This window comes from Subtercola boreus (genome assembly GCF_003399645.1).
GTDB classification, from domain to species: Bacteria; Actinomycetota; Actinomycetes; order Actinomycetales; family Microbacteriaceae; genus Subtercola; species Subtercola boreus_A.
Map to the genome: position 1 here is coordinate 129,109 of NZ_NBXD01000019.1, position 18,202 is coordinate 147,310.

General features: G+C 68.0%; 18 protein-coding genes and 1 other RNA gene. 8 read left to right on the forward strand and 11 right to left on the reverse strand.

Going from position 1 to position 18,202, the window contains the following annotated elements; genetic code table 11:
* Nucleotides 1-27 precede the first annotated feature (27 nt).
* Together cysK and epsC are read left to right on the forward strand one after the other, a co-directional pair.
* The gene (cysK, locus tag B7R24_RS10010) at nt 28-963 is read left to right on the forward strand and encodes a cysteine synthase A (protein ID WP_116418822.1); all 936 of its coding nucleotides are present in this window, start codon (nt 28-30) and stop codon (nt 961-963) included.
* A gap of 8 nt (nt 964-971) precedes the next feature.
* Nucleotides 972-1,532 carry a serine O-acetyltransferase EpsC gene (gene epsC / locus B7R24_RS10015; protein ID WP_116418823.1) on the forward strand — a complete coding sequence of 187 codons (561 nt, stop codon included), beginning with the start codon at nt 972-974 and terminating at the stop codon, nt 1,530-1,532.
* Between the two features lie 7 nt (nt 1,533-1,539).
* Here epsC and B7R24_RS17595 read toward each other — a convergent pair whose 3' ends face one another.
* Nucleotides 1,540-1,701, reverse strand: coding sequence for a hypothetical protein (locus B7R24_RS17595; RefSeq protein WP_172582784.1), 162 nt, complete (start codon nt 1,699-1,701; stop codon nt 1,540-1,542).
* A gap of 71 nt (nt 1,702-1,772) precedes the next feature.
* Entirely contained in the window at nt 1,773-2,747 is a 975-nt protein-coding gene (locus tag B7R24_RS10020) for a helix-turn-helix domain-containing protein (protein WP_116418824.1), read from the reverse strand.
* Nucleotides 2,748-2,949: 202 nt separating this feature from the next.
* On the opposite strand from B7R24_RS10020, the gene B7R24_RS10025 reads away from it, so the two are divergent.
* Nucleotides 2,950-3,714, forward strand: coding sequence for a sigma factor-like helix-turn-helix DNA-binding protein (locus B7R24_RS10025; RefSeq protein ID WP_116418825.1), 765 nt, complete (start codon nt 2,950-2,952; stop codon nt 3,712-3,714).
* A gap of 34 nt (nt 3,715-3,748) precedes the next feature.
* Nucleotides 3,749-4,096 carry a UBP-type zinc finger domain-containing protein gene (locus B7R24_RS10030; RefSeq protein WP_116418826.1) on the forward strand — a complete coding sequence of 116 codons (348 nt, stop codon included), beginning with the start codon at nt 3,749-3,751 and terminating at the stop codon, nt 4,094-4,096.
* A 46-nt stretch (nt 4,097-4,142) separates the two neighbouring features.
* On the opposite strand, the gene B7R24_RS10035 is transcribed toward B7R24_RS10030, so the two are convergent.
* A complete protein-coding gene (locus B7R24_RS10035) occupies nt 4,143-6,818 on the reverse strand; it encodes a phosphoenolpyruvate carboxylase (protein ID WP_116418875.1) in 2,676 nt (891 codons plus the stop codon).
* Nucleotides 6,819-6,936: 118 nt separating this feature from the next.
* Here B7R24_RS10035 and B7R24_RS10040 point away from each other — a divergent pair, with 118 nt between their 5' ends.
* Nucleotides 6,937-8,136 carry a MarP family serine protease gene (locus tag B7R24_RS10040; RefSeq protein ID WP_116418827.1) on the forward strand — a complete coding sequence of 400 codons (1,200 nt, stop codon included), beginning with the start codon at nt 6,937-6,939 and terminating at the stop codon, nt 8,134-8,136.
* Between the two features lie 16 nt (nt 8,137-8,152).
* On the opposite strand, the gene B7R24_RS10045 is transcribed toward B7R24_RS10040, so the two are convergent.
* Nucleotides 8,153-9,565 (reverse strand): amidohydrolase family protein, encoded by a 1,413-nt coding sequence (locus tag B7R24_RS10045; protein ID WP_253259383.1) that lies wholly within the window; start codon nt 9,563-9,565, stop codon nt 8,153-8,155.
* A gap of 30 nt (nt 9,566-9,595) precedes the next feature.
* Nucleotides 9,596-10,090, reverse strand: coding sequence for a MarR family winged helix-turn-helix transcriptional regulator (locus tag B7R24_RS10050; RefSeq protein ID WP_116418829.1), 495 nt, complete (start codon nt 10,088-10,090; stop codon nt 9,596-9,598).
* Between the two features lie 123 nt (nt 10,091-10,213).
* Between B7R24_RS10050 and B7R24_RS10055 the strand changes: the two genes are divergently transcribed.
* Entirely contained in the window at nt 10,214-11,326 is a 1,113-nt protein-coding gene (locus tag B7R24_RS10055) for an FUSC family protein (protein WP_116418830.1), read from the forward strand.
* A gap of 9 nt (nt 11,327-11,335) precedes the next feature.
* Nucleotides 11,336-11,950 (forward strand): hypothetical protein, encoded by a 615-nt coding sequence (locus B7R24_RS10060; RefSeq protein WP_116418831.1) that lies wholly within the window; start codon nt 11,336-11,338, stop codon nt 11,948-11,950.
* Nucleotides 11,951-12,039: 89 nt separating this feature from the next.
* Here B7R24_RS10060 and ssrA read toward each other — a convergent pair.
* Nucleotides 12,040-12,435, reverse strand: a transfer-messenger RNA (tmRNA) gene (gene ssrA, locus B7R24_RS10065).
* A gap of 96 nt (nt 12,436-12,531) precedes the next feature.
* On the opposite strand from ssrA, the gene B7R24_RS10070 reads away from it, so the two are divergent.
* Nucleotides 12,532-13,455 (forward strand): oxidoreductase, encoded by a 924-nt coding sequence (locus B7R24_RS10070; protein ID WP_116418832.1) that lies wholly within the window; start codon nt 12,532-12,534, stop codon nt 13,453-13,455.
* A gap of 55 nt (nt 13,456-13,510) precedes the next feature.
* Here the strand turns inward: B7R24_RS10070 and B7R24_RS10075 are convergent, their stop codons facing one another.
* The 5 genes from B7R24_RS10075 to ftsE all read right to left on the reverse strand — a co-directional run bounded on the left by B7R24_RS10075 (nt 13,511) and on the right by ftsE (nt 18,098).
* Nucleotides 13,511-14,365, reverse strand: a complete 855-nt coding sequence (locus tag B7R24_RS10075; RefSeq protein ID WP_116418833.1) for an ABC transporter permease — start codon at nt 14,363-14,365, stop codon at nt 13,511-13,513.
* On the reverse strand, nt 14,362-15,333 hold the full coding sequence (locus B7R24_RS10080) for an ATP-binding cassette domain-containing protein (protein ID WP_116418834.1): 972 nt from the start codon (nt 15,331-15,333) through the stop codon (nt 14,362-14,364). Before B7R24_RS10080 ends, B7R24_RS10075 begins: the two co-directional genes overlap by 4 nt.
* An 85-nt stretch (nt 15,334-15,418) precedes the next feature.
* The gene (smpB, locus tag B7R24_RS10085; RefSeq protein WP_116418835.1) at nt 15,419-15,895 is read right to left on the reverse strand and encodes an SsrA-binding protein SmpB; all 477 of its coding nucleotides are present in this window, start codon (nt 15,893-15,895) and stop codon (nt 15,419-15,421) included.
* An 80-nt stretch (nt 15,896-15,975) separates the two neighbouring features.
* Entirely contained in the window at nt 15,976-16,893 is a 918-nt protein-coding gene (ftsX, locus tag B7R24_RS10090) for a permease-like cell division protein FtsX (RefSeq protein WP_116418836.1), read from the reverse strand.
* Complete coding sequence (gene ftsE / locus B7R24_RS10095) at nt 16,890-18,098, reverse strand: cell division ATP-binding protein FtsE (RefSeq protein WP_116418837.1); 1,209 nt, start codon at nt 18,096-18,098, stop codon at nt 16,890-16,892. The genes ftsX and ftsE overlap by 4 nt, the downstream gene beginning before the upstream one ends.
* Nucleotides 18,099-18,202 lie beyond the last annotated feature (104 nt).

Genomic DNA, 18,202 nt, shown 5'->3' on the forward strand with positions numbered 1-18,202 from the left:
CACCGTAACGCAAGGGAGTACCGCCACATGCCACGCATTTACGACAACGTCACCGATCTCGTCGGTCACACGCCGCTCGTTCGCATCAACCGCCTGGCCGAGGGCATCGACACGACCATCCTGGCGAAACTCGAGTTCTACAACCCGGCGAACAGCGTGAAGGATCGCGTCGGCGTCGCGATCATCGACGCCGCCGAGAAGGCAGGGGCGCTGAAGCCCGGCGGCACGATCGTCGAGGGCACCAGCGGCAACACCGGCATCGCTCTCGCTATGGTCGGCGCGGCCCGCGGCTACCGGGTCATCCTCACCATGCCCGAGAGCATGAGCATGGAGAGGCGCGTCGTGCTTCGTGCGTACGGCGCCGAACTCGTGCTCACCCCGGGGCCCGACGGTATGCGCGGCGCTGTCGAGACCGCCGAGAAGATCGCGGCAGAGACCGAGGGCGCCATCCTCGCCCGCCAGTTCGAGAACGAGGCCAACCCGGCGAAGCACTACGCGACCACGGGCCCGGAGATCTGGGAGGACACCGACGGCGAAGTCGACATCTTCATCGCCGGCATCGGCACAGGCGGAACCATCACGGGCGTCGGCCACTACCTCAGGGAGAAGAACCCCGACATCCAGATCATCGGTGTCGAACCGAGCGACAGCCCGATTCTGAACGGCGGCGCCCCCGGCCCTCACAAGATCGCCGGCATCGGCGCGAACTTCGTGCCCGCACTGCTCGACACCTCGGTCTACAACGAAGTCATCGATGTGACCCTGGCGGACTCCCTGCGTCTCTCCCGGCAGCTCGCCACCGATGAGGGCATCCTCTCGGGCATCTCCTCCGGCGCCATCATGTGGGCCGCGCTCGAGGTGGCCAGGCGACCCGAGAACGCCGGCAAGACCATCGTCGCGATCGTCTGCGACTTCGGCGAGCGCTACGTGTCATCGGTGCTCTACGACGACATCCGCGGCTGACCTGCCGCGTGGGCTTCTTCGACACGCTCGGCGAAGACCTCGCCACAGCGATGAGGCGCGACCCCGCCGCTCGGTCGCGCCTCGAAGTGTTGGTCGGGTACTCCGGCATGCATGCGCTCTGGATGCACAGGCTCACCCATGCGCTCTGGCTCCGCCCGGGGTTCCGGCTCCCGGCACGTCTGCTGTCGCAGTCGACCCGCTTCCTCACCGGCGTCGAGATCCACCCGGGAGCAGCGATCGGCCGCCGGGTCTTCATCGACCACGGCATGGGCGTCGTCATCGGCGAGACAGCAGAAGTGGGTGACGACGTGCTCATCTACCACGGCGTCACGCTCGGTGGAGTCGGGCCGAGAACGGGCCGGCGTCATCCTATCGTCGGCGACGACGTGCTGCTCGGGGCGGGTGCGAAGCTGCTCGGCGCGATCGAGATCGGCAGTGGCAGCGCTGTCGGCGCCAATGCCGTCGTGCTGCAGGATGCTCCACCGAACTCGCTCGTCGTCGGAATACCCGCAACCGTGACGCCGAGAGCCCCCCACCGGTCTTCCGGAGGGGGGCTCCCGAGTCGGTGACGGGTCGTCAGACCTTCCGGCCGGTGATGAACCGGAGCAGGAAGACGATCAGGGCGATGACGAGCAGCACGACGCCGACCCAGATCAGGAAGCTGAGCGACGAGGAGACGCCGCCGGTGATGAGCAGAATGACCGCGATGACCGCGATGATCGCTACGAGAATGTTCATAGGAGTACCCCTCTTGCGTTGAGTGCGGCGAGTGCCGCAGAACGACTCTATCGCCGCTCAGCCCGAGAGGCTCAGCCCAGGAGGCTCAGCCGGGTCTCGGGCTGCTCGAGCAGGGGTGTGCCCGCCAGCAGTTCTCGCGGGGTGATGCCGTACGTCGTCCGGAGGGCGTAGCGCAGTTCCTTCACACTCGAGAACCCGGCCTGCAGCGCGATGTCGGCGACCGACCGCGGGGCCTGCGACGCGAGCCGCATCGCCTCGAGAGCAGATTCGAGGCGCTTCGCCCGGATGGCCTCGGCCGGCCCGAACCCCCGTGAACTGAAGCTCCGCTGCAGGTGCCGCAACGACACGTTCAGGGTCTCGGCAAGCACCGGGGGCGTGAAGTCGGGGTCGGAGGAGTTTCGTGCGATGAGCGCCTCGGCCCGCGCACGCAGCCCCTCAGAGAACGAGGCCGAATCCATGCGGTAGCCGGAGTCTTCGATGAAGAGGCCCGCCATGAGCTGGGCGAGCACCGTCGAGACCGGGCCGGGCGGGGTCGACGTGACGCCGGCCGCCGTCAGTTCGTCCATCAGCGCGAGAACGAACGACAGCGCGGGGCGCCTGAGCCGGCCGGACTCCGAGAAGCCGCCGATGTCATCCCGAACAGTGACACCGAGCGTCGCGAGGCGGTCCCGGTGCATTGTCACCATCGCAATGCGCGCCTTCACCGAACAGGATGCGGAGACGCTGTTCCAGCCTGCCATGTAGCCCGCGCTGCCGGCCTCGAAGTGGAAGGTGCCGCCTTCTCCGTAGAGATCGTAGACTCCGTGCCTGACGAAGACGACGCTCACGTAGTCCCGCTGCTCGACGCCGTTCTCGGGCGGGGAGATCGACACCGGCGTGTGGGCGACATCGGAGACCGCCACACCCGGCAACGTCCACCGCCTGCCCCGCAGATGGAATTCGTCCGGCTCGTCGGACACCAGGTAGCCACCGAGCTCTTTCAGGCCATCACGGCCGTCGAACATCCAGCGCACCGGCCTGAGGTCGGAGCAATCGGGTTCATCCATGCTGTTCCTGCCTTCGCCCCTCGCGAACTCGGTACCGTCGAACCCCTCTGCTCTCAGGTTACCCCCAGCGCCACGTTTCTGACCACCTGCGACTGCGAGCCTCCCCCTCTCGGAGGGCCCCGGACGGCCCGACGGAGAATGTTGTCACCTCGCTCTGGTCCCGTAACGGCGGCAGATCACCCGAGAGGAAGGTGGGTTCACGATGACACACACTCGTTCCCTGGTCGTGCTCGACGACCGGCCGGTTCTCGTCGACGGCATCGTGCGCGTCGCTCAGTTCACCTACCCCGACCTGCACGTCGACACGGTGGTCGTCGACACGGTGGTCGGCGACACAGTGGTCGGCGACACGGATGCCGCCGGGGCCGGCCGGGTCGTCGTGCTGGGCGGCGCCCAGCTCGATGCGTGCCCCGGCTCCGAACAGTTCCGCGCCATCGTGTCGTCGGGAGCCACGGTGATCGCCCTGGTCGACACCCGACCCTCGACCGATGTGTACGAGCTCCGGGAAGCCGGGGTGAGTGTCTTCGTCTGCATCTCGGAGGGTATGAACGAGCTGCTCCGGGCCATCGATCGCGCTTTCTCGGGCGAGACGCACCTCTCGCCCGACGCCGAGGTGCTGTTCTCCCAGCCCAACAGGGTCGTGCCGCGGATCAGTCCCCGCGAACGCCAGATCGTGCTGCTCTACCTCTCGGAGAACGACTGGAGCGTCGACGACGTCGCCGGCTTCCTGCAGATCAGCTCGCAGACCGTGCGTTCCCACCTGGCTCGCCTCCGCAGCCACTTCACCGCTGCCGGGTTCCGCGTGCACAACCGCCTCGAACTGCGGCAGACGCTGGTCGACGTCGGCATCATCGACGTGACCACCACGGCCCACCCCTACGCCCTACCGGCGGCGCAGGCAGATCCCCGCGCCGTCTCCCGGTTCCACTACGTCGGCGACTCCGCCTTCCGAACGAAGGTCGGCTGACAGCATCCAGCCCGTACCGATTAGCATCGGAGACATGAGCGTTTTCAAGGGCATCGACACCGGCGTCGCACCGAGCGGCCCGGGGTGCGGCGACTGTGATGCCGACGGGAGTTGGTGGTTCCACCTGAGGCGCTGCGCCCAGTGCGGCCACATCGGCTGCTGCGACGATTCCCTGGGAAAACATGCCACGGCGCACAACCGCGAGACCGGGCATCCGATCATCCAGAGCTACGAACCGGACGAGACGTGGATGTTCGACTATCGCATCGACGCCCTGGTCGACGGGCCGCAGCTCGCACCCCCGACCCACCACCCCCTCGCCCAGCCGACGCCGGGCCCGGCTGACCGTCTGCCCGCCGATTGGGTCCAGCAACTGAGCTGAGCCGTGCGGTCAGGCCGTCGGCCTCGATCAGCCGGGGGCGCCCCGGCTAGCCGGTGTTCTGCAGGCCGGCAGCCACACCGTTGACGGCGAGCAGCAGCAACCGGTGCGGTTCGTCGAGCGGGTCGGCGCTGCCGGATGCCCGGATGTCGCGAAGAGCACGCAGCTGCAGCAGCGACAGCGCATCGACGTAAGGGCTTCGCAGGCGCACGGCCCGGCGGAGCACCGGGCGCCCCTCGAGCAGTTCGGAGTGCCCGGTGGTCTGCTGCACCCACTCACGGGTCAGCGCCATCTCCTCGAGCACCAGCTCGGCCAGGTCGTTCCGGTCGCCGAGCGCGAGGTACCGCTTCGCGAGGCGCAGATCGGTCTTGGCGAGCGACATCTCGACGTTGTCGATCATCGCCGTGAACAGCGGCCAGCGTGCGTAGGCGTCTCTTAGCACGCCTACGTCGCCAACCGCAGCGAGCGCCGACCCGAGCCCGAACCAGCCGGTGAGGTTGATGCGGGCCTGGGTCCAGGCGAACACCCAGGGAATGGCGCGCAGGTCTTCCAGCGACTCGATCGAGAGTCCCCGCCGGGCGGGGCGGGAGCCGAGGGCGAGCAGCCCGACTTCTTCGAGCGGGGTGACCTGTGCGAACCAGGGCGCAAAACCCTCGCTCTTGATGAGTTCGTAGAAGCGGTCGCGGGAGCGGGCATCCATCGTCGTCGCGACCGCTTCGAAATCGTCGGTCGCCGCCTGGTTCGCCTCTTCGTTCGACGGGCTCGAGGCCAGCAGGGTCGCCGCCGCCATCTGCTCGATGTGCCGTGCTGCGATGGTCTTGTCGCCGTACTGCGCGAAGATCACCTCACCCTGTTCGGTGAGCTTGAAGCGGCCCTCGACCGATCCGGGGGGCTGGGCGAGCACCGCCTCGTTCGCCGGGCCGCCCCCGCGGCCGAGCGCTCCGCCGCGGCCGTGGAACAGGGTGAGCTCGATGTCATTGTCGACGGCCCACTGGGAGATGCGCTGCTGGGCGGAGTACAGCGCCAGGGTCGCCGAGACCGGGCCGACGTCCTTCGAGGAGTCGGAGTAGCCGAGCATCACCTCGAGCTTTCGCCCGGTTGCCGCGAGACGCGCCTTGACCGCGGGCAGCTCGACCATCTCGGCGAGGATGCTCGTGCTCGCGGCGAGGTCGTCGAACGTCTCGAACAGCGGAACCGCATCGAGCACCGGAGCCGCCTCCGGCGTACCCATCGCCGCCTCCGCCAGCTCGTAGACCGTGGCGAGATCGGCCGAGGACTGGGTGAACGAGACGATGTACCGCCTCGACGACTTCTGGCCGTAGCGACGTTGCAGAAAGGCGATGGTGCGGTAGACGTCGAGCACCTCGACGGTCATCTCACTGAGCTCTCCGCCCGCTCTCACCTCGGCGAGCGCCTCGCGGTGCACCTTCGAGTGCTGCCTGACCTCGAGCTCTGCGAGATGGAAGCCGAACGTCTCGACCTGCCAGATGAGCGCCTGCAGTTCCCCGTTCGCGCTGCGCACGGCGCCGGCGCCCTGCAGGGACTCCTGGATGACGCGCAGGTCTTCGAGCAGTTCCTCCGGATTCGCGTATCCCAGGTCGGCATCGCGGCGGCGCGTCGCCGCGATGCGTTCGGCGACGACGAGCAGCACGCGGCGGTGCGGTTCGTTCGGAGCTCGGGTGCCGACGAGTGCCGTCACCTCGCCCGCGAAGCTGCGCTGCGTCTCCCAGAGCCCCTTCAGCGCCCGGCTCGCCGGGGTGTCGGCCTCATCGAGGGTGAGGGTTCGGCCGATGCGGGTGGCGACGTGTTCGAGGCCGAGCAGAATGTGCTCCGACAGGATGGCGGCGGCCTGTTTGGTGACCGCTGCCGTCACGAACGGGTTGCCGTCACGGTCGGCCGCGATCCAGCTGCCGAGGCGGAGGAACGCGGGCGCTTCGGCGGGCCGGGCTCCGGCGATGTTTCCAAGCAGCCAGTCGTCGAGCATCCGGTACACCTTCGGCACCACCTCGAAGAGCGTCTGGTCGAAGATGCTCATGGCGGTTCGCACCTCGTCGAGCGGGGTGGGGCGGGTCGTTCGAAGCGGCGAGGTTCGCCAGAGCACGTCGATCTCCTCGAGCAGGCGGCGGTCGTTCTCGGCGGCCGGCAGCGACTCGGGCACCAGCTGGTCGCGACCCTCGAGCAGCTCACTGATGCGACGGATTCCGGATGCCACGGCACGGCGACGCGCCTCCGTCGGGTGGGCGGTGAGTACCGGGTGAAAGCGCAGCGCCTGCAGCCGCTCGGCCGTCTCCTCGGTGCCGACCTCGGCCACGAGCTTCTCGATGGCGGCCGGGAGGGAGTCTTTCGCGGCCGTCGTGCCCGCAGCATCCCGAGCCCTCAGCACCCGCACCCGGTGGTGCTCTTCGGCGAGATTCGACAGATGGAAGTAGCAGGTGAAGGCACGGGCGACCTGCTCGGCGCGCTCGGGCGTGAACGCGTCGACAAGGCGTTCGGCATCTTCGATCGAGACCCCGGCTTCGCTCTCGTAGGCGGCGATAGTCAGCGCACGGAGCTTCTCGACGTCGTCGAGCAACCCGGCACCACCGGCCTCGGTGAGCACCCGGCCGAGCAGGGCTCCGAGGAGCCGAACGTCGCGTCTCAGGTCTTCGTCGACCTCGTCGCGGGTGCTCCGTCTCGAAAGATCGGTCGAACGGGCATGCGTCGCGGGGTCTGGGCTCGTGCTCACAGAGATCACGCTAGCGCGAACAGATTGACAGCATGTTTCGAAAGGGCATTCCGAACGGTGCGAGCGACGAACCCGCGGCGCAGCGATCGCTCAGCTTCGTCCGACAGATTGAGAACCTATGGAACTCGCCGTCGATCTCGTTCTCGCCGTCGCGGCACTGATCGCCCTTATCGCGGGCTGGGGTCGCGGTGCGCTGGTGATGGCGGCATCCCTCGCCGGCATCGTGGTCGGGGCCTGGGTGGCGACCCTCGTGGCGCCGATCGTCGTGACCATGCTCGAAGGCCACGGCTGGACGAGTTCGCTGCAGCGCTCCATTGCCGCGGGTGTGGTGTTCGTGCTCTGTTTGGTCATCGCCTCCTCTGTGCTCGGATCGCTGGCGCTCGTGGTGCGCCGCACCATCGGCCGGGTCAGGGTCGTGCGCGGTCTCGACTCTCTCGGCGGAGCGGCGATGGGCGTGATCGCGTGGGCCGTGGTGGTGTGGCTCGCGGGCGAGTTCCTGCTGTCGACCGGGCAGCTGCAGGCCACGCAGCTCGTGAACTCCTCGAAGATCGTCTCGACGCTCGACACCCTCGCCCCGGTTCCGGCGACCGAGGCCCTCGGCACACTCGACGGTGCGCTCGGCAGCGCCGGCTTCCCCACCGTGTTCGCCGACGGCGCGGAGATCATCGCCGGAGCGCAGGCTCCCGACAACTCCGTGCCGGGCGCCGTCGACAATGCCTCGGGCGGGGTCGTCAAGATCCTGTCGTCGGCGCCGAACTGCAACACCGACGCCGAGGGCAGCGGCTGGGTGGTCGCGGGCGACCGCATCATCACCAACGCCCATGTCGTCGCCGGCAGCAGCGAGATCTTCGCGCAGGTCGAGGGTTCTGGCGCTCTGCTCCCCGCGCGACTCGTCGTCTACGACCCCGAACGCGACCTGGCGGTACTCGCGGTGCCAGACCTCGGCGTGACGCCGCTCTCCCTCGGAACCGACCTCGGGGCATCCGACCCGGCGGTGGTTGCCGGCTACCCCGAGAACGGTCCCTTCACGACGGCGACGGCTCGCGTCCGCCAGGTCGTGCAGGCCACCGGGCTCGACATCTACGGCCAACAGAACGTGACCCGCGAGGTGTACTCGCTGCGCGGAACCGTGCTGCCCGGCAACTCGGGCGGACCGCTCTTCGACACCGCGGGCAACGTGGTGGGCGTCGTCTTCGCGCGCTCGACCACCGACTCCGACACGGGCTATGCGATGACGCTCGACGAGATCGCGCCCGTCGTCTCTGCCGCTTCAGGCGCCTCCGAAGCCATCAGCTCGGGCGCCTGCCAGACCGAGTAGCGCCCTCGCCGCCGGGTCAGGCGTCCCAGGCGAGGCGGAGGCCGTTGCGTGCCGCCGCCCTGCGCACCCGGTCGTGCAGGTGGGCCGAGGCATCCGGGGCCGACGGATGCACGCTCACCCCCTCCTCGGAGACGAGCACGCCACCGACGAACACCTTCTTCAGGTTGCGCAGGCCGCAGGCGAACGCGTACGCCGCCACCACGTTCCAGACCGGCCCGGTGTCGGGCGAGGTCGGATCGACCACCACGAAGTCCGCGAACTTGCCGACCTCGAGGCTGCCGACCCGGTCTGCCACGCCGAGCGCCTCCGCGGAACCGAGGGTGTGCATCCGGAGCATCTCTGCGGGGCCGAGGATCGAGGCGTCCCGGTGCACGGCACGCTGGGTGTACATGCCGATGCGCATGTTCTGGAACGCGTCGGACACGTCTGTGCACGACTGATCGTCGAGACCGACACCGATCGGCATACCGAGGTCGCGGTAGCGCGGAATGTCGGCGACGCCCGAGCCGAGCCGGCCGTTCGAGGTCGGCTGCCACACCATGCCGCTGCCCGAGCGTGCGGCGGTCTCGGCCATCCGGGCATCCGGATGCACGAAATGCCCGAAGAGAAAACCGTCCCTGAACGCACCCGCGTCTTCGTACCAGCGGAACTTCTCGCGCTGCTGATCGAGCGCCTCGCTGGTCTCGAGGAAGTGCGCCTGGTTGCCGATGCCGTGAGCGTCCATCATGCGGACCTCGTCGCGCGCGGCGCGCTCCTCGGCCGACCACTGCACGGCTCCGAAGACACTCTGCCCGAGGCTGAGGTCGGCCGGCACTTCTGTGCGCGCGTATTCGACAGCATCCGCGAACACCTCGAACGCCTGCTCGACCCTCTGGAACTCACTGTCGACCCGGATCGCGCTCATCGTGCGGAGCCCTGCATCCCGGGCCGCGTCGAACTGACGCTGCAGGTAGCGCTCCGATCGGATCGAGAAGATCTCGCGGCGGTCCGTCGCAGGGTCGTAGCGCCCGACCACCCGCGAGTCGGTGAAGTTGTAGGCGCTGGTCACGCCGTTGTTCAGAAAGTCGAGGCAGCCGTGCAGCGTGAACCAGTAGATGTCGTCTTCATCGGCGGCCGAAATGAAGGTCGACTGCTGGCCGACCCAGCCGTAGAGGCTGTCGTCGGGGGTCATGCCGCGCATTCCCGAGGTGAAGATGTGGCTGTGCGCCGAAACGAAGCCGGGCGCGACGAAGGCGCCGCCGACGTCGAGCACCTCGCCCTGCGCACCCTGACCCTGCTGCGGCTCGCCCTCCCCGAGCCCACTGATGCGGCCGTCGCTGCCCACGGTCAGCCACCCCCTGAACCATTCGATGCCGCCGCCCACCGGAATGATCACCGCATTCGTGATGGTGAGAACGGTGCGTGACGGGGTGGGGTCATCCATTGGCATGGGTGGCACGTTACCGAACCGAGAAGTCGGTCAGGTTACACGCCGCTCGCATTCGACGAGCACCGTGCGGAGCGACGCCTCCAGGCGCGCCCGGTCGCGGGCGTCGAGCCCGTCGACCAGCGCCCGTTCGAGGTCGAGCTGGGCGGGCAGGGCGGCGTCGACGCGAGCCTGCCCCGCCGCGGTCGCCTGCACGGTCACGATCCGCCGGTCGGCGCTCGTGCGCTCGCGGGTCGCGAGTCCGGCGGCCTCCAGGGCGACAAGACGCTTCGTGATCGAGGCGTTCGATGCGGCCAGCAGCCGGGCGAGGTGCGAGGCCGTGACCGGTTCAGGTGCCCGGCGCACCGCAGAGAGCACGTCGAACTCGCCGCGGGTGAGCCCGTGGGCGGTGAGCAGTTCGTCGCTGAACAGCGTGACGAGGCGGGCGATCCGCAGAATGCGTCCGACCGTCGCCATGGGGGTGGTGTCGAGGTCGGGCCGCAGCGCCTGCCAGGAGGATCGGGTGTCATCGAGCAGATCGGTGGTCATCCAATTATTTTACTAGTAAAATGGTTTGTGAGCCTCACGGCGGCCGCGCGTGTGGATGCACCTCCCGCACCACTCCCCTTCCCGTGGAACTCCGTACGCCTTCCGACCCAGAACAGGACCCCCGTGTCGACCAGCAGCACCCTCCGCCCGTACGCCCGCTCGCTCGTGCGCGTCGGCGAGCACGGCGGGGCCCACCGGGTGGCCCTGCGGGCGGGAGCCTCGGTGCTCGTCCCCTTTCTCGTGCTCTTCACGATCGGTCATGTCGAATGGTCGATCTACGCCGCGTTCGGCGCGTTCACGGCGGTCTACGGGCGCACTGCGCCACGGCGGGCGCGCCTGGGAATGCAGGCCGCCGCGGCCGCCGTTCTCGTCAGCACGGTGCTGCTCGGCAGCCTGGTCGCCCTCCTGCCCGGCCGAGAGTGGGCGGTGGTCGCCATCGCGAGTGTCTGGGCGATGGTCGTGGCGCACGTCTCCGACGTGTTCCGGTTCACGCCTCCCGGGCCGCTCTTCGCGGTGTTCGGCCTCTGCGCCATCGCCTCGGTGCCCGGCTCGCCGTCGTCGCTCGGCGCCGCGTCTGTGGTGAGCGGGGCATCCGCCCTGTTGGCCGTAGCCATCGGGCAGGCCGGCCGGGTGCGCGGGCTGCAGGCGCGCGGGCGGGCTGCGGCGACGGATGCCCGGCAGCGGCCCGCCCGCAGCAGACCCTCCGCCGCACCCTCCGCCCTCACCCCCGGCGCGTCGACCCAGCCCTCCCCCGTGCGCTGGGCGCACCTGGCGCGGTACGGAATCGCCGCTGCCGCGGCGGGCTCCCTCTCGACGGGGCTCGGCATCGGGCATCCGTACTGGGCGATGGTCGCTGCCATCGTTCCGCTCGTCGCGGTCGATCTGCCGAACTCCCTGCTTCGCGGAACGCACCGCGTGCTCGGAACCGTCGTGGGGCTCGTGGTGGCGTGGGGGCTGCTGCTCGCCGACCCGACCGGAATCTCCGCCATCCTGCTCATCGTCGGGCTGCAGGTGCTCGCCGAGCTGTTCGTTGTGCGCAACTACGGGCTCGCCCTGCTGTTCGTGACCCCTCTTGCGCTGCTCATGGTCAACCTCGTACACCCGGCAGATCCGACCCGGCTGATCGTCGACCGGGGCGTGGAGACGCTGCTCGGCACCCTCGTCGCGCTTGCCGTTGCCTGTGGATCGGTGCTCGTTTTTCGTCGGCCGTTGGTTCGGGCCGAGCGCCTCACCTAGGGTTGAGTAATGGCTAAACCTTCCCGTGGCAGAACTCCGTGGATCCTGGGGGCCCTGATCGTCTTCATCGCAGCCGATCTGGCGCTCGTCGCCTTCGCACTGCGGGGCCCCGCCACCGAGAGTTCGACCGTCAATGCGCTTGCTCCCTCGACGAGCAGCGCAGCGCCGACGACGGGAGCCGCGACGCCGGTACCGAGTGCCGAGCCCTCCACGGCGGCGACCCCGTCGACCTCCGCGCCCACCCCGTCTGCCACACCCGGGGCGACCACCCCCGCCACGTCGTCGCCCGCCACATCGTCACCCTCCTCCACCGGCGCCGCGAGCGCGCTGAGCGGCATGGCCTCGGCGAAGGTCGGTTACCGCTCGACGGCCGGCACCTGCACCGGTACCTCCACGGCCACCGATGCCGTCATCGAGCTCACCACCGACGGCGGAGCCACCTGGACGACGGTGAACCCCACGAACATCCGCATCCGAGCCGTCGAGAAGATGATCGTCGTCGATGAATCCCACGTCGACCTGCTCGCCAAGTACGGCGACACCTGCGTCGAGTCCGACGTGACCACCTACACCCAGGGCGAGTTCTGGCAGGTCTACCCCGACCGCACCGCCCAGTTCAACTAGCAGCACGAAGTCAGTCGGCGGGCACGCAACGGACGACACGAAGCGGTTATCCACGCGAGCCTGGCTCAGCAGTGCGCAACGGTGGCCGGCGGTGGAGATGCGGGGAATTGAACCCCGGTCCACTGCTGTGGTCGTATGCCTTCTACGGGTGTAGCCAGCAAGATGTTCTACTCGGCTCCGGAAGTTGTCGCTGGCACCTGATCCGACGAGCCCAGCCCGAGTGCAAGTCCCTGTGCGCCCTCTGGCGTGACGCACAAGCAATCCCTCTAGATAACGCCAGGGGCCGGGTAGAGGGCATTCCCGGTCTGACGGTTCCTTAAGCGGCTAGCGGGAGCTTAGGCTGCGAGAGCGAAAGCGGCCTGCTTGGCCGGAACAGTGCTGTTTTGATTGGCACTTATTGTTTGCGCGGATCGTTTACGAGATAACCGTGCGTCCTCGGCCCGCTTCTCACACTCACTCAGGCAATGTCGAAACCGATCATCCCCGCGAGCAGCTGAAGAGCTGGGCCACCGTTGCACACTGTTGAGTTGTCAGAGCCGCCCTCTCAGGCAGCCCTCCATACTATCAACTATTGTCGGGGAATGACGACCTCTCGCTGGACCCCGGCTCTGCTCCCCTCCCTCACCGGCAAGACCTTCGTGGTGACGGGCGGCAATGCCGGCCTCGGCTACTGGGCGGGCGAGTTCCTCGCCCGAAGGGGCGCCAGCGTCGTGATCGCCGCGCGCAACCGAGACAGGGCACACCGTGCCATCTCCTCCATCCACACCCGAGCACCCCGGGCCGATGTTCGTTTCACGGAGCTCGATCTCGCCGACCTCGGGTCGGTGCAAACCGCCGCCGAAGCGCTCTCGAACGATCCGATCGACGGCCTGATCCTCAATGCCGGGGTGCTCGGCCAGTCGAAGCGCAGCACGACGAAAGACGGCTTCGAGCTGATGTTCGGCACGAACGTGCTCGGCCACTTCGCGCTCACCGCCCAGCTCGCGCCGACCCTGCTGGCGACGCCCGGCTCCCGCGTCGTCTCCCTCGGCAGCATCGCGCACCGCTTCTTCGAGCTGGACCTGGATGATCTGCAGAGCGATGACTACTCGAGCTTTCGCACCTACGCCCGCTCCAAGCTCGCGGTCATGCTGCTCGGATTCGAGCTCGACCGGCGGCTGCAGAAGGCCGAACACGGCACCCGGAGCATCGTCGCACACCCCGGCTTCGCCCTCGACGGCCTGAGTGCCGCCCGGCCGGACATCGGCTCGAAACGGTCACCGGCCCTCGTTCGCACCGGTCTCGGCGCCTTCGCGCAGGGCAAGGACGCGGGAGCCCTGCCGATCGTGCGCGCCGCCGCCGACCCCCTCGCCCAGGGCGGTGAATACTGGGGCCCCGACGGGTGGGAGCAGCTCAGCGGCAACCCGGCGGTGGTCTACGCGCGCACCCGTTCCCGCGACATCCGCACCGCCAGCGCACTGTGGAACATCGCAGAGACCCGCACCGGAACTCCCTTCGTGATCTGAGCGGCCACCGCCCCCTGACCCACCGCCCCTGACCCTCCGTCGCGCCACCGCTCACCTACCGGGAGCTCACCGAGGTGAACTTGCGGATGCTCAGCGGCACGAAGATCACCAGCAGCAGCGCGATGCCGATGAGCACCGTCAGCACCGGGTGCTGCTGCGTCCACACATCGGCGACCGGGGTGCCCGGGGGAATGTTGCCGAACAGTGTTCGTGCCGCCTGCACGAGCGCCGACACCGGGTTGTACTCCGCGAAGATGCGCAACGGCGTGGGCAGCGTGTCGCTCGGCACGAAGGCGTTCGAGATGAACGTGATCGGAAAGAGCACGAGGAACGACACGTTGTTGATCACCTCGGGGCTTCGCACACTCATACCGAGAAAGGCCATCACCCACGACAGCGCGTAGGCGAAGAGCAGCAGCAGCACGACCGCCGCCGCCGCCTCGAGAAAGCTGGAACGTACCCGCCAGCCCACGATGAACCCGGTCGTCATCATCACCGCCATCGAGATGGTGTTGATGAGCAGGTCGCCGTTCGTGCGCCCGATCAGCACCGACGCCTGGTTCATCGGCAGCGTTCGGAAGCGGTCGATGATGCCGTCTTTCAGGTCTTGCGCCATCGCCGAACCCGAATAGGTCGACCCGAAGACCACGGTCTGTGCGAAGATGCCGGCCATGATGAACTCGGTGTAGCTGCTGCCCGGAATGTCGATGACGCCGGCATAGACGTAGCTGAACAGCAGCACGAACATGATGGGCTGCAGCAGCGTGAACACCAGGATGTCGGGAACCCGCTTGATCTTGATGAGATTGCGCCGGGTTGTTATCCAGCCGTCGTTCACCAGGTTGCCGAGGTGTGAGGTGGAGGCGGCGGGGGCTGCACCCGAATCGGCGATCTTCACAGCGGCGCTCATGCCGCCACCTCCTCGTCGCTGGCCATATGGCCGGTGAGCCTCAGGAACACGTCGTCGAGCGTGGGCCGTCGCATGCCTGCGTCATAGAGCTCGATGCCCCGCTGACCGAATTCGCCCAGCACCTCGCGGAGCGCTGCCGGGGCGTGAACGGCGTTCACCGTGAGTTCGCGGCCGTCGCCCGAGAGCGTCGGCTCTGAACTGCCGACACGCCTCAGGATGCCCGTCGCCACCTCTGCATCGGCCGCACTCACGAGGCTGATCTCCAGCCGCTGCCCGCCGATCGACGCTTTGAGCTCGTCGGAGGTGCCTTCGGCGATGACCCTGCCCCCGTCGATCACCGAGATGGCGTCGGCCAGCTGGTCGGCCTCCTCCAGGTACTGGGTGGTGAGCAGCACGGTCGTGCCCTCCCCCACCAGGGTCGTGATGATGTCCCACATGCCGAGCCGGCTGCGCGGGTCGAGCCCCGTCGTCGGCTCGTCGAGAAAGAGCACCTGCGGCCGTGACACCAGCGCCCCAGCGAGATCGATACGCCGCCGCATTCCGCCCGAGAAACCCTTGACGGGCCGGTTCTGGGCCTCGGTGAGGTCGAACAGCTCGATGAGTTCGCTCGCCCTCGCCCTGGATGCCCTGGACCCCAGATGGTAGAGCCGCCCCACCATGTCGAGGTTCTCGAACCCGGTCAGGTTCTCGTCGACCGCCGCGTACTGCCCCGACACCCCGATGATGGGCCTGATGCATTCGGGGTGTTTCACCACATCGACCCCGCCGATGGTGGCGGTGCCGGAATCGGGCCGGGTGAGGGTGGTCAGCACCTTGACGGTGGTCGTCTTGCCCGCCCCATTGGGGCCGAGCAGAGCCGTGATGGTGCCCTGCGGCACCTCGAGGTTCAGCCCGTCGAGGGCATGCACCGGCGACGCGCCCCGGGGGGTGTAGGTCTTCAGGAGGTCGTGCGCGATGATGAACGTCATGCGGCGAGGCTAGCCAGAACCTCCGACATCGCACAACGGTGAACACTGTCCACTTTGTCCCGAGTTGATCACGACGCGGGCAGGTCTACTCTCCGAGGTTGCGCTGCGTTCCCATCGCCCGGTCGGCCTCGCGTTTGTCCTGCCGCTCGCGGAGGGTCTGGCGCTTGTCGTACTCGCGCTTGCCCTTGGCCACCGCCAGCTCGACCTTCGCTTTGCCGTCGCTGAAGTACAGCCGAAGGGGCACCAGCGTGTAACCGCCCTCTTTCACCTTGTTGTGGATCTTCAGGATCTGGGCTTTGTGCAGCAGCATCTTGCGCTTGCGGCGCGGCGGGTGGTTGTTCCAGGAGCCCTGGTTGAACTCGGGGATGTGCACGGCGTCGAGCCACGCCTCACCCCCGTCGATGTAGCCGTAGCCGTCGACGAGGGATGCCCGGCCGGCGCGCAGCGACTTGACCTCGGTGCCCGTGAGAACGAGCCCTGCCTCGAAGGTGTCTTCGATGCTGTAGTCGTGGCGGGCCTTGCGGTTGGTCGCGACGACCTTTTCTCCGCGTTCGCGTGGCACGAGTACTCCTGGAGGTAGAGAGGGTGGATGCTGCGGGGCGAGAGCGCCCGGCAGCCCTCCAGTCTATGCACTCGAACCGCTCAGACCTTCAGGTACCGGGTGATGGCGAACTTCGCCGAGAACGCGGCCAGCACGATCGACAGCACGATGAGCACCGGAACCACGATCGCCAGCGCATCGTTGTCGTTCACGAACGCCGTGAACGGCAGCGCCTGCTGCAGGTAGCCCTGCACGAAGAAGTGCACCACGCCCCACACCGCCGCTCCAGCGAGCACCGACCCGATCAGCGCGGCGATCACGCCCTCGAGGATGAACGGCGTCTGGATGAACCGGTTGGACGCCCCCACCAGCCTCATGATGCCGATCTCCCGTCTGCGGGAGAATGCCGAGAGCCTGATCGTGGTGGCGATCAGCAGCACCGCCGCCACCAGCATCAGGATCGCGATACCGATCGCGGTATAGCTCGCGGCGTTGAGGATGGAGAAGATCTGCTCGAGGTAGCTGCGCTGGTCCACCACGCTGTCGACGCCGGGCTGGCCCGACAGGCTCTCGACGAGCACCGCCGACTGCTGCGGGTCGACCATGTTGATCCAGTAGGTCTGGTTCAGCAGGTCGGGCGTCACGTACTGGGCGACGTCATTGCCCGCGAACTGCTGCTTGAACTTCTCGTAGGCCTCTTCGTGCGTCTCGAAGTAGTACTGCTGGATGAACGGCGACAGGGTCGGCGACTTCAGCTGGGCATCCACCGCGGCGATCTGGTCGGCCGTCGCCTCTCCGTTCGCGCAGTTGTCGCCACCGGACGTGGCCGTGCACATGTACACCGCGACCTGCGCCTTGTCGTACCAGTAGCTCTTCATCTGGCCGATCTGCATCTGCAGCAGAATGGCAGCACCGACGAAGGTCAGCGAGATGAAGGTGACGAGCACGACGGAGACGACCATCGACATGTTGCGGCGGAGGCCGGTGCCGACCTCGCCGAGAATGAGTGCGAATCTCACGAGGTGGGCCCTACGTTCTGGTCTCGGGTGGGATCGTCGTGGTCGCCGGGGGCACGCAGCCCGAGCTTCTCGGCGAGGCTGATCTGGCCGGTCATCAGCGGATCCCCTGCCGGCTCCTCCGCCTCAGGCACGGGTACCTGATCGGACTCGGGCACGGGCGCCGGCTCGGGATGCTCGGCAGCACCCTGAGCGGGAAACCGGCCCCGGGCATCCGGTGCCGTCTCGGGCACGACACCGTCGGCGGGCGGGAAGAAGAACGGCTCGTCGAACGGCTCGTCGTCGATGACGGCGACGGGCGCGGCGTGGGCGACCGGCGCGGCATGGGTGGAGGGCTGCGCAGCGGGCTGGGCTGCGGGCGCGGGCCGCACCAGGGGAACGGACGACGTGTGCGTCGACACGGGCGCGGTGCCCACGGGCATCACGGGCCGCTCGATGGCGCCCGTGGCCTGCATGCGGAGCGACAGCGGGTCTGGCCGGGTGATCTCGGCGGTCATACCGCTGTCTTGCAGGCTGATCTCGGTCGTCGTGCCGTACCCGCCCTGCACATCGTCGCGAACGACCTGGCCACTGACGAGCTCGACGACCCGGCGCTGCATCTGGTCGACGATCGCGTTGTCGTGGGTGGCCATGATGATGGTCGTGCCGCCCGCGTTGATGCGGTCGAGCACGTTCATGATGCCGGCGCTGGTGACAGGATCGAGGTTGCCGGTGGGCTCGTCGGCGAGCAGGATGGCGGGCTTGTTCACCACCGCGCGGGCGATCGCCACGCGCTGCTGCTCACCACCGGAGAGTTCATGCGGCAGGCGCCCGGCCTTCTCGGCGAGCCCCACCATCGCGAGCACGTCGGGTACGGCCTCCTGGATGAAGCCGCGCGACTTGCCGATCACCTGCAGGGTGAAGGCGACGTTGTCGAAGACGTTCTTGTTCGGCAGCAGCCGGAAGTCCTGGAAGACGACGCCGAGGTTGCGGCGGAAGTACGGCACCTTGCGCGACGAGATCGAGCCGAGGTCCTGGCCCAGCACGTGGATGTGGCCGCTCGTGGGGCGGTCTTCCTTGAGCACCAGCCGGAGGAAGCTCGACTTGCCCGAGCCGGAGGCACCGACGAGGAAGACGAATTCACCGCGCAGGATTTCGAGGTCGATCGAGTTGAGCGCCGGCTTGGCCGTGCCCTTGTACATCTTGCTTACCTGGTCAAATCGAATCATGGCGAGGTCAGCCTAAGCAGAGGGTCGGGGCATTGTGACCAGCGACTCGCCCAATGCCCGAAGCCCCCGGGTGAAGCTGGGAAGCGGCTCGGTGAACGCCGAGG

What these genes read in the sequence shown, in the direction of transcription:
- cysK (WP_116418822.1), top strand. Translation starts at nt 28, where the DNA reads ATGCCACGCATTTACGACAACGTCACCGATCTCGTCGGTCACACGCCG.
- B7R24_RS10020 (WP_116418824.1), bottom strand. Translation starts at nt 2,747, where the DNA reads ATGGATGAACCCGATTGCTCCGACCTCAGGCCGGTGCGCTGGATGTTC.
- B7R24_RS10075 (WP_116418833.1), bottom strand. Translation starts at nt 14,365, where the DNA reads ATGAGCGCCGCTGTGAAGATCGCCGATTCGGGTGCAGCCCCCGCCGCC.
- B7R24_RS17595 (WP_172582784.1), bottom strand. Translation starts at nt 1,701, where the DNA reads ATGAACATTCTCGTAGCGATCATCGCGGTCATCGCGGTCATTCTGCTC.
- B7R24_RS10050 (WP_116418829.1), bottom strand. Translation starts at nt 10,090, where the DNA reads ATGACCACCGATCTGCTCGATGACACCCGATCCTCCTGGCAGGCGCTG.
- B7R24_RS10030 (WP_116418826.1), top strand. Translation starts at nt 3,749, where the DNA reads ATGAGCGTTTTCAAGGGCATCGACACCGGCGTCGCACCGAGCGGCCCG.
- B7R24_RS10045 (WP_253259383.1), bottom strand. Translation starts at nt 9,565, where the DNA reads ATGCCAATGGATGACCCCACCCCGTCACGCACCGTTCTCACCATCACG.
- B7R24_RS10070 (WP_116418832.1), top strand. Translation starts at nt 12,532, where the DNA reads ATGACGACCTCTCGCTGGACCCCGGCTCTGCTCCCCTCCCTCACCGGC.
- B7R24_RS10040 (WP_116418827.1), top strand. Translation starts at nt 6,937, where the DNA reads ATGGAACTCGCCGTCGATCTCGTTCTCGCCGTCGCGGCACTGATCGCC.
- ftsE (WP_116418837.1), bottom strand. Translation starts at nt 18,098, where the DNA reads ATGATTCGATTTGACCAGGTAAGCAAGATGTACAAGGGCACGGCCAAG.
- B7R24_RS10060 (WP_116418831.1), top strand. Translation starts at nt 11,336, where the DNA reads ATGGCTAAACCTTCCCGTGGCAGAACTCCGTGGATCCTGGGGGCCCTG.
- B7R24_RS10080 (WP_116418834.1), bottom strand. Translation starts at nt 15,333, where the DNA reads ATGACGTTCATCATCGCGCACGACCTCCTGAAGACCTACACCCCCCGG.
- B7R24_RS10025 (WP_116418825.1), top strand. Translation starts at nt 2,950, where the DNA reads ATGACACACACTCGTTCCCTGGTCGTGCTCGACGACCGGCCGGTTCTC.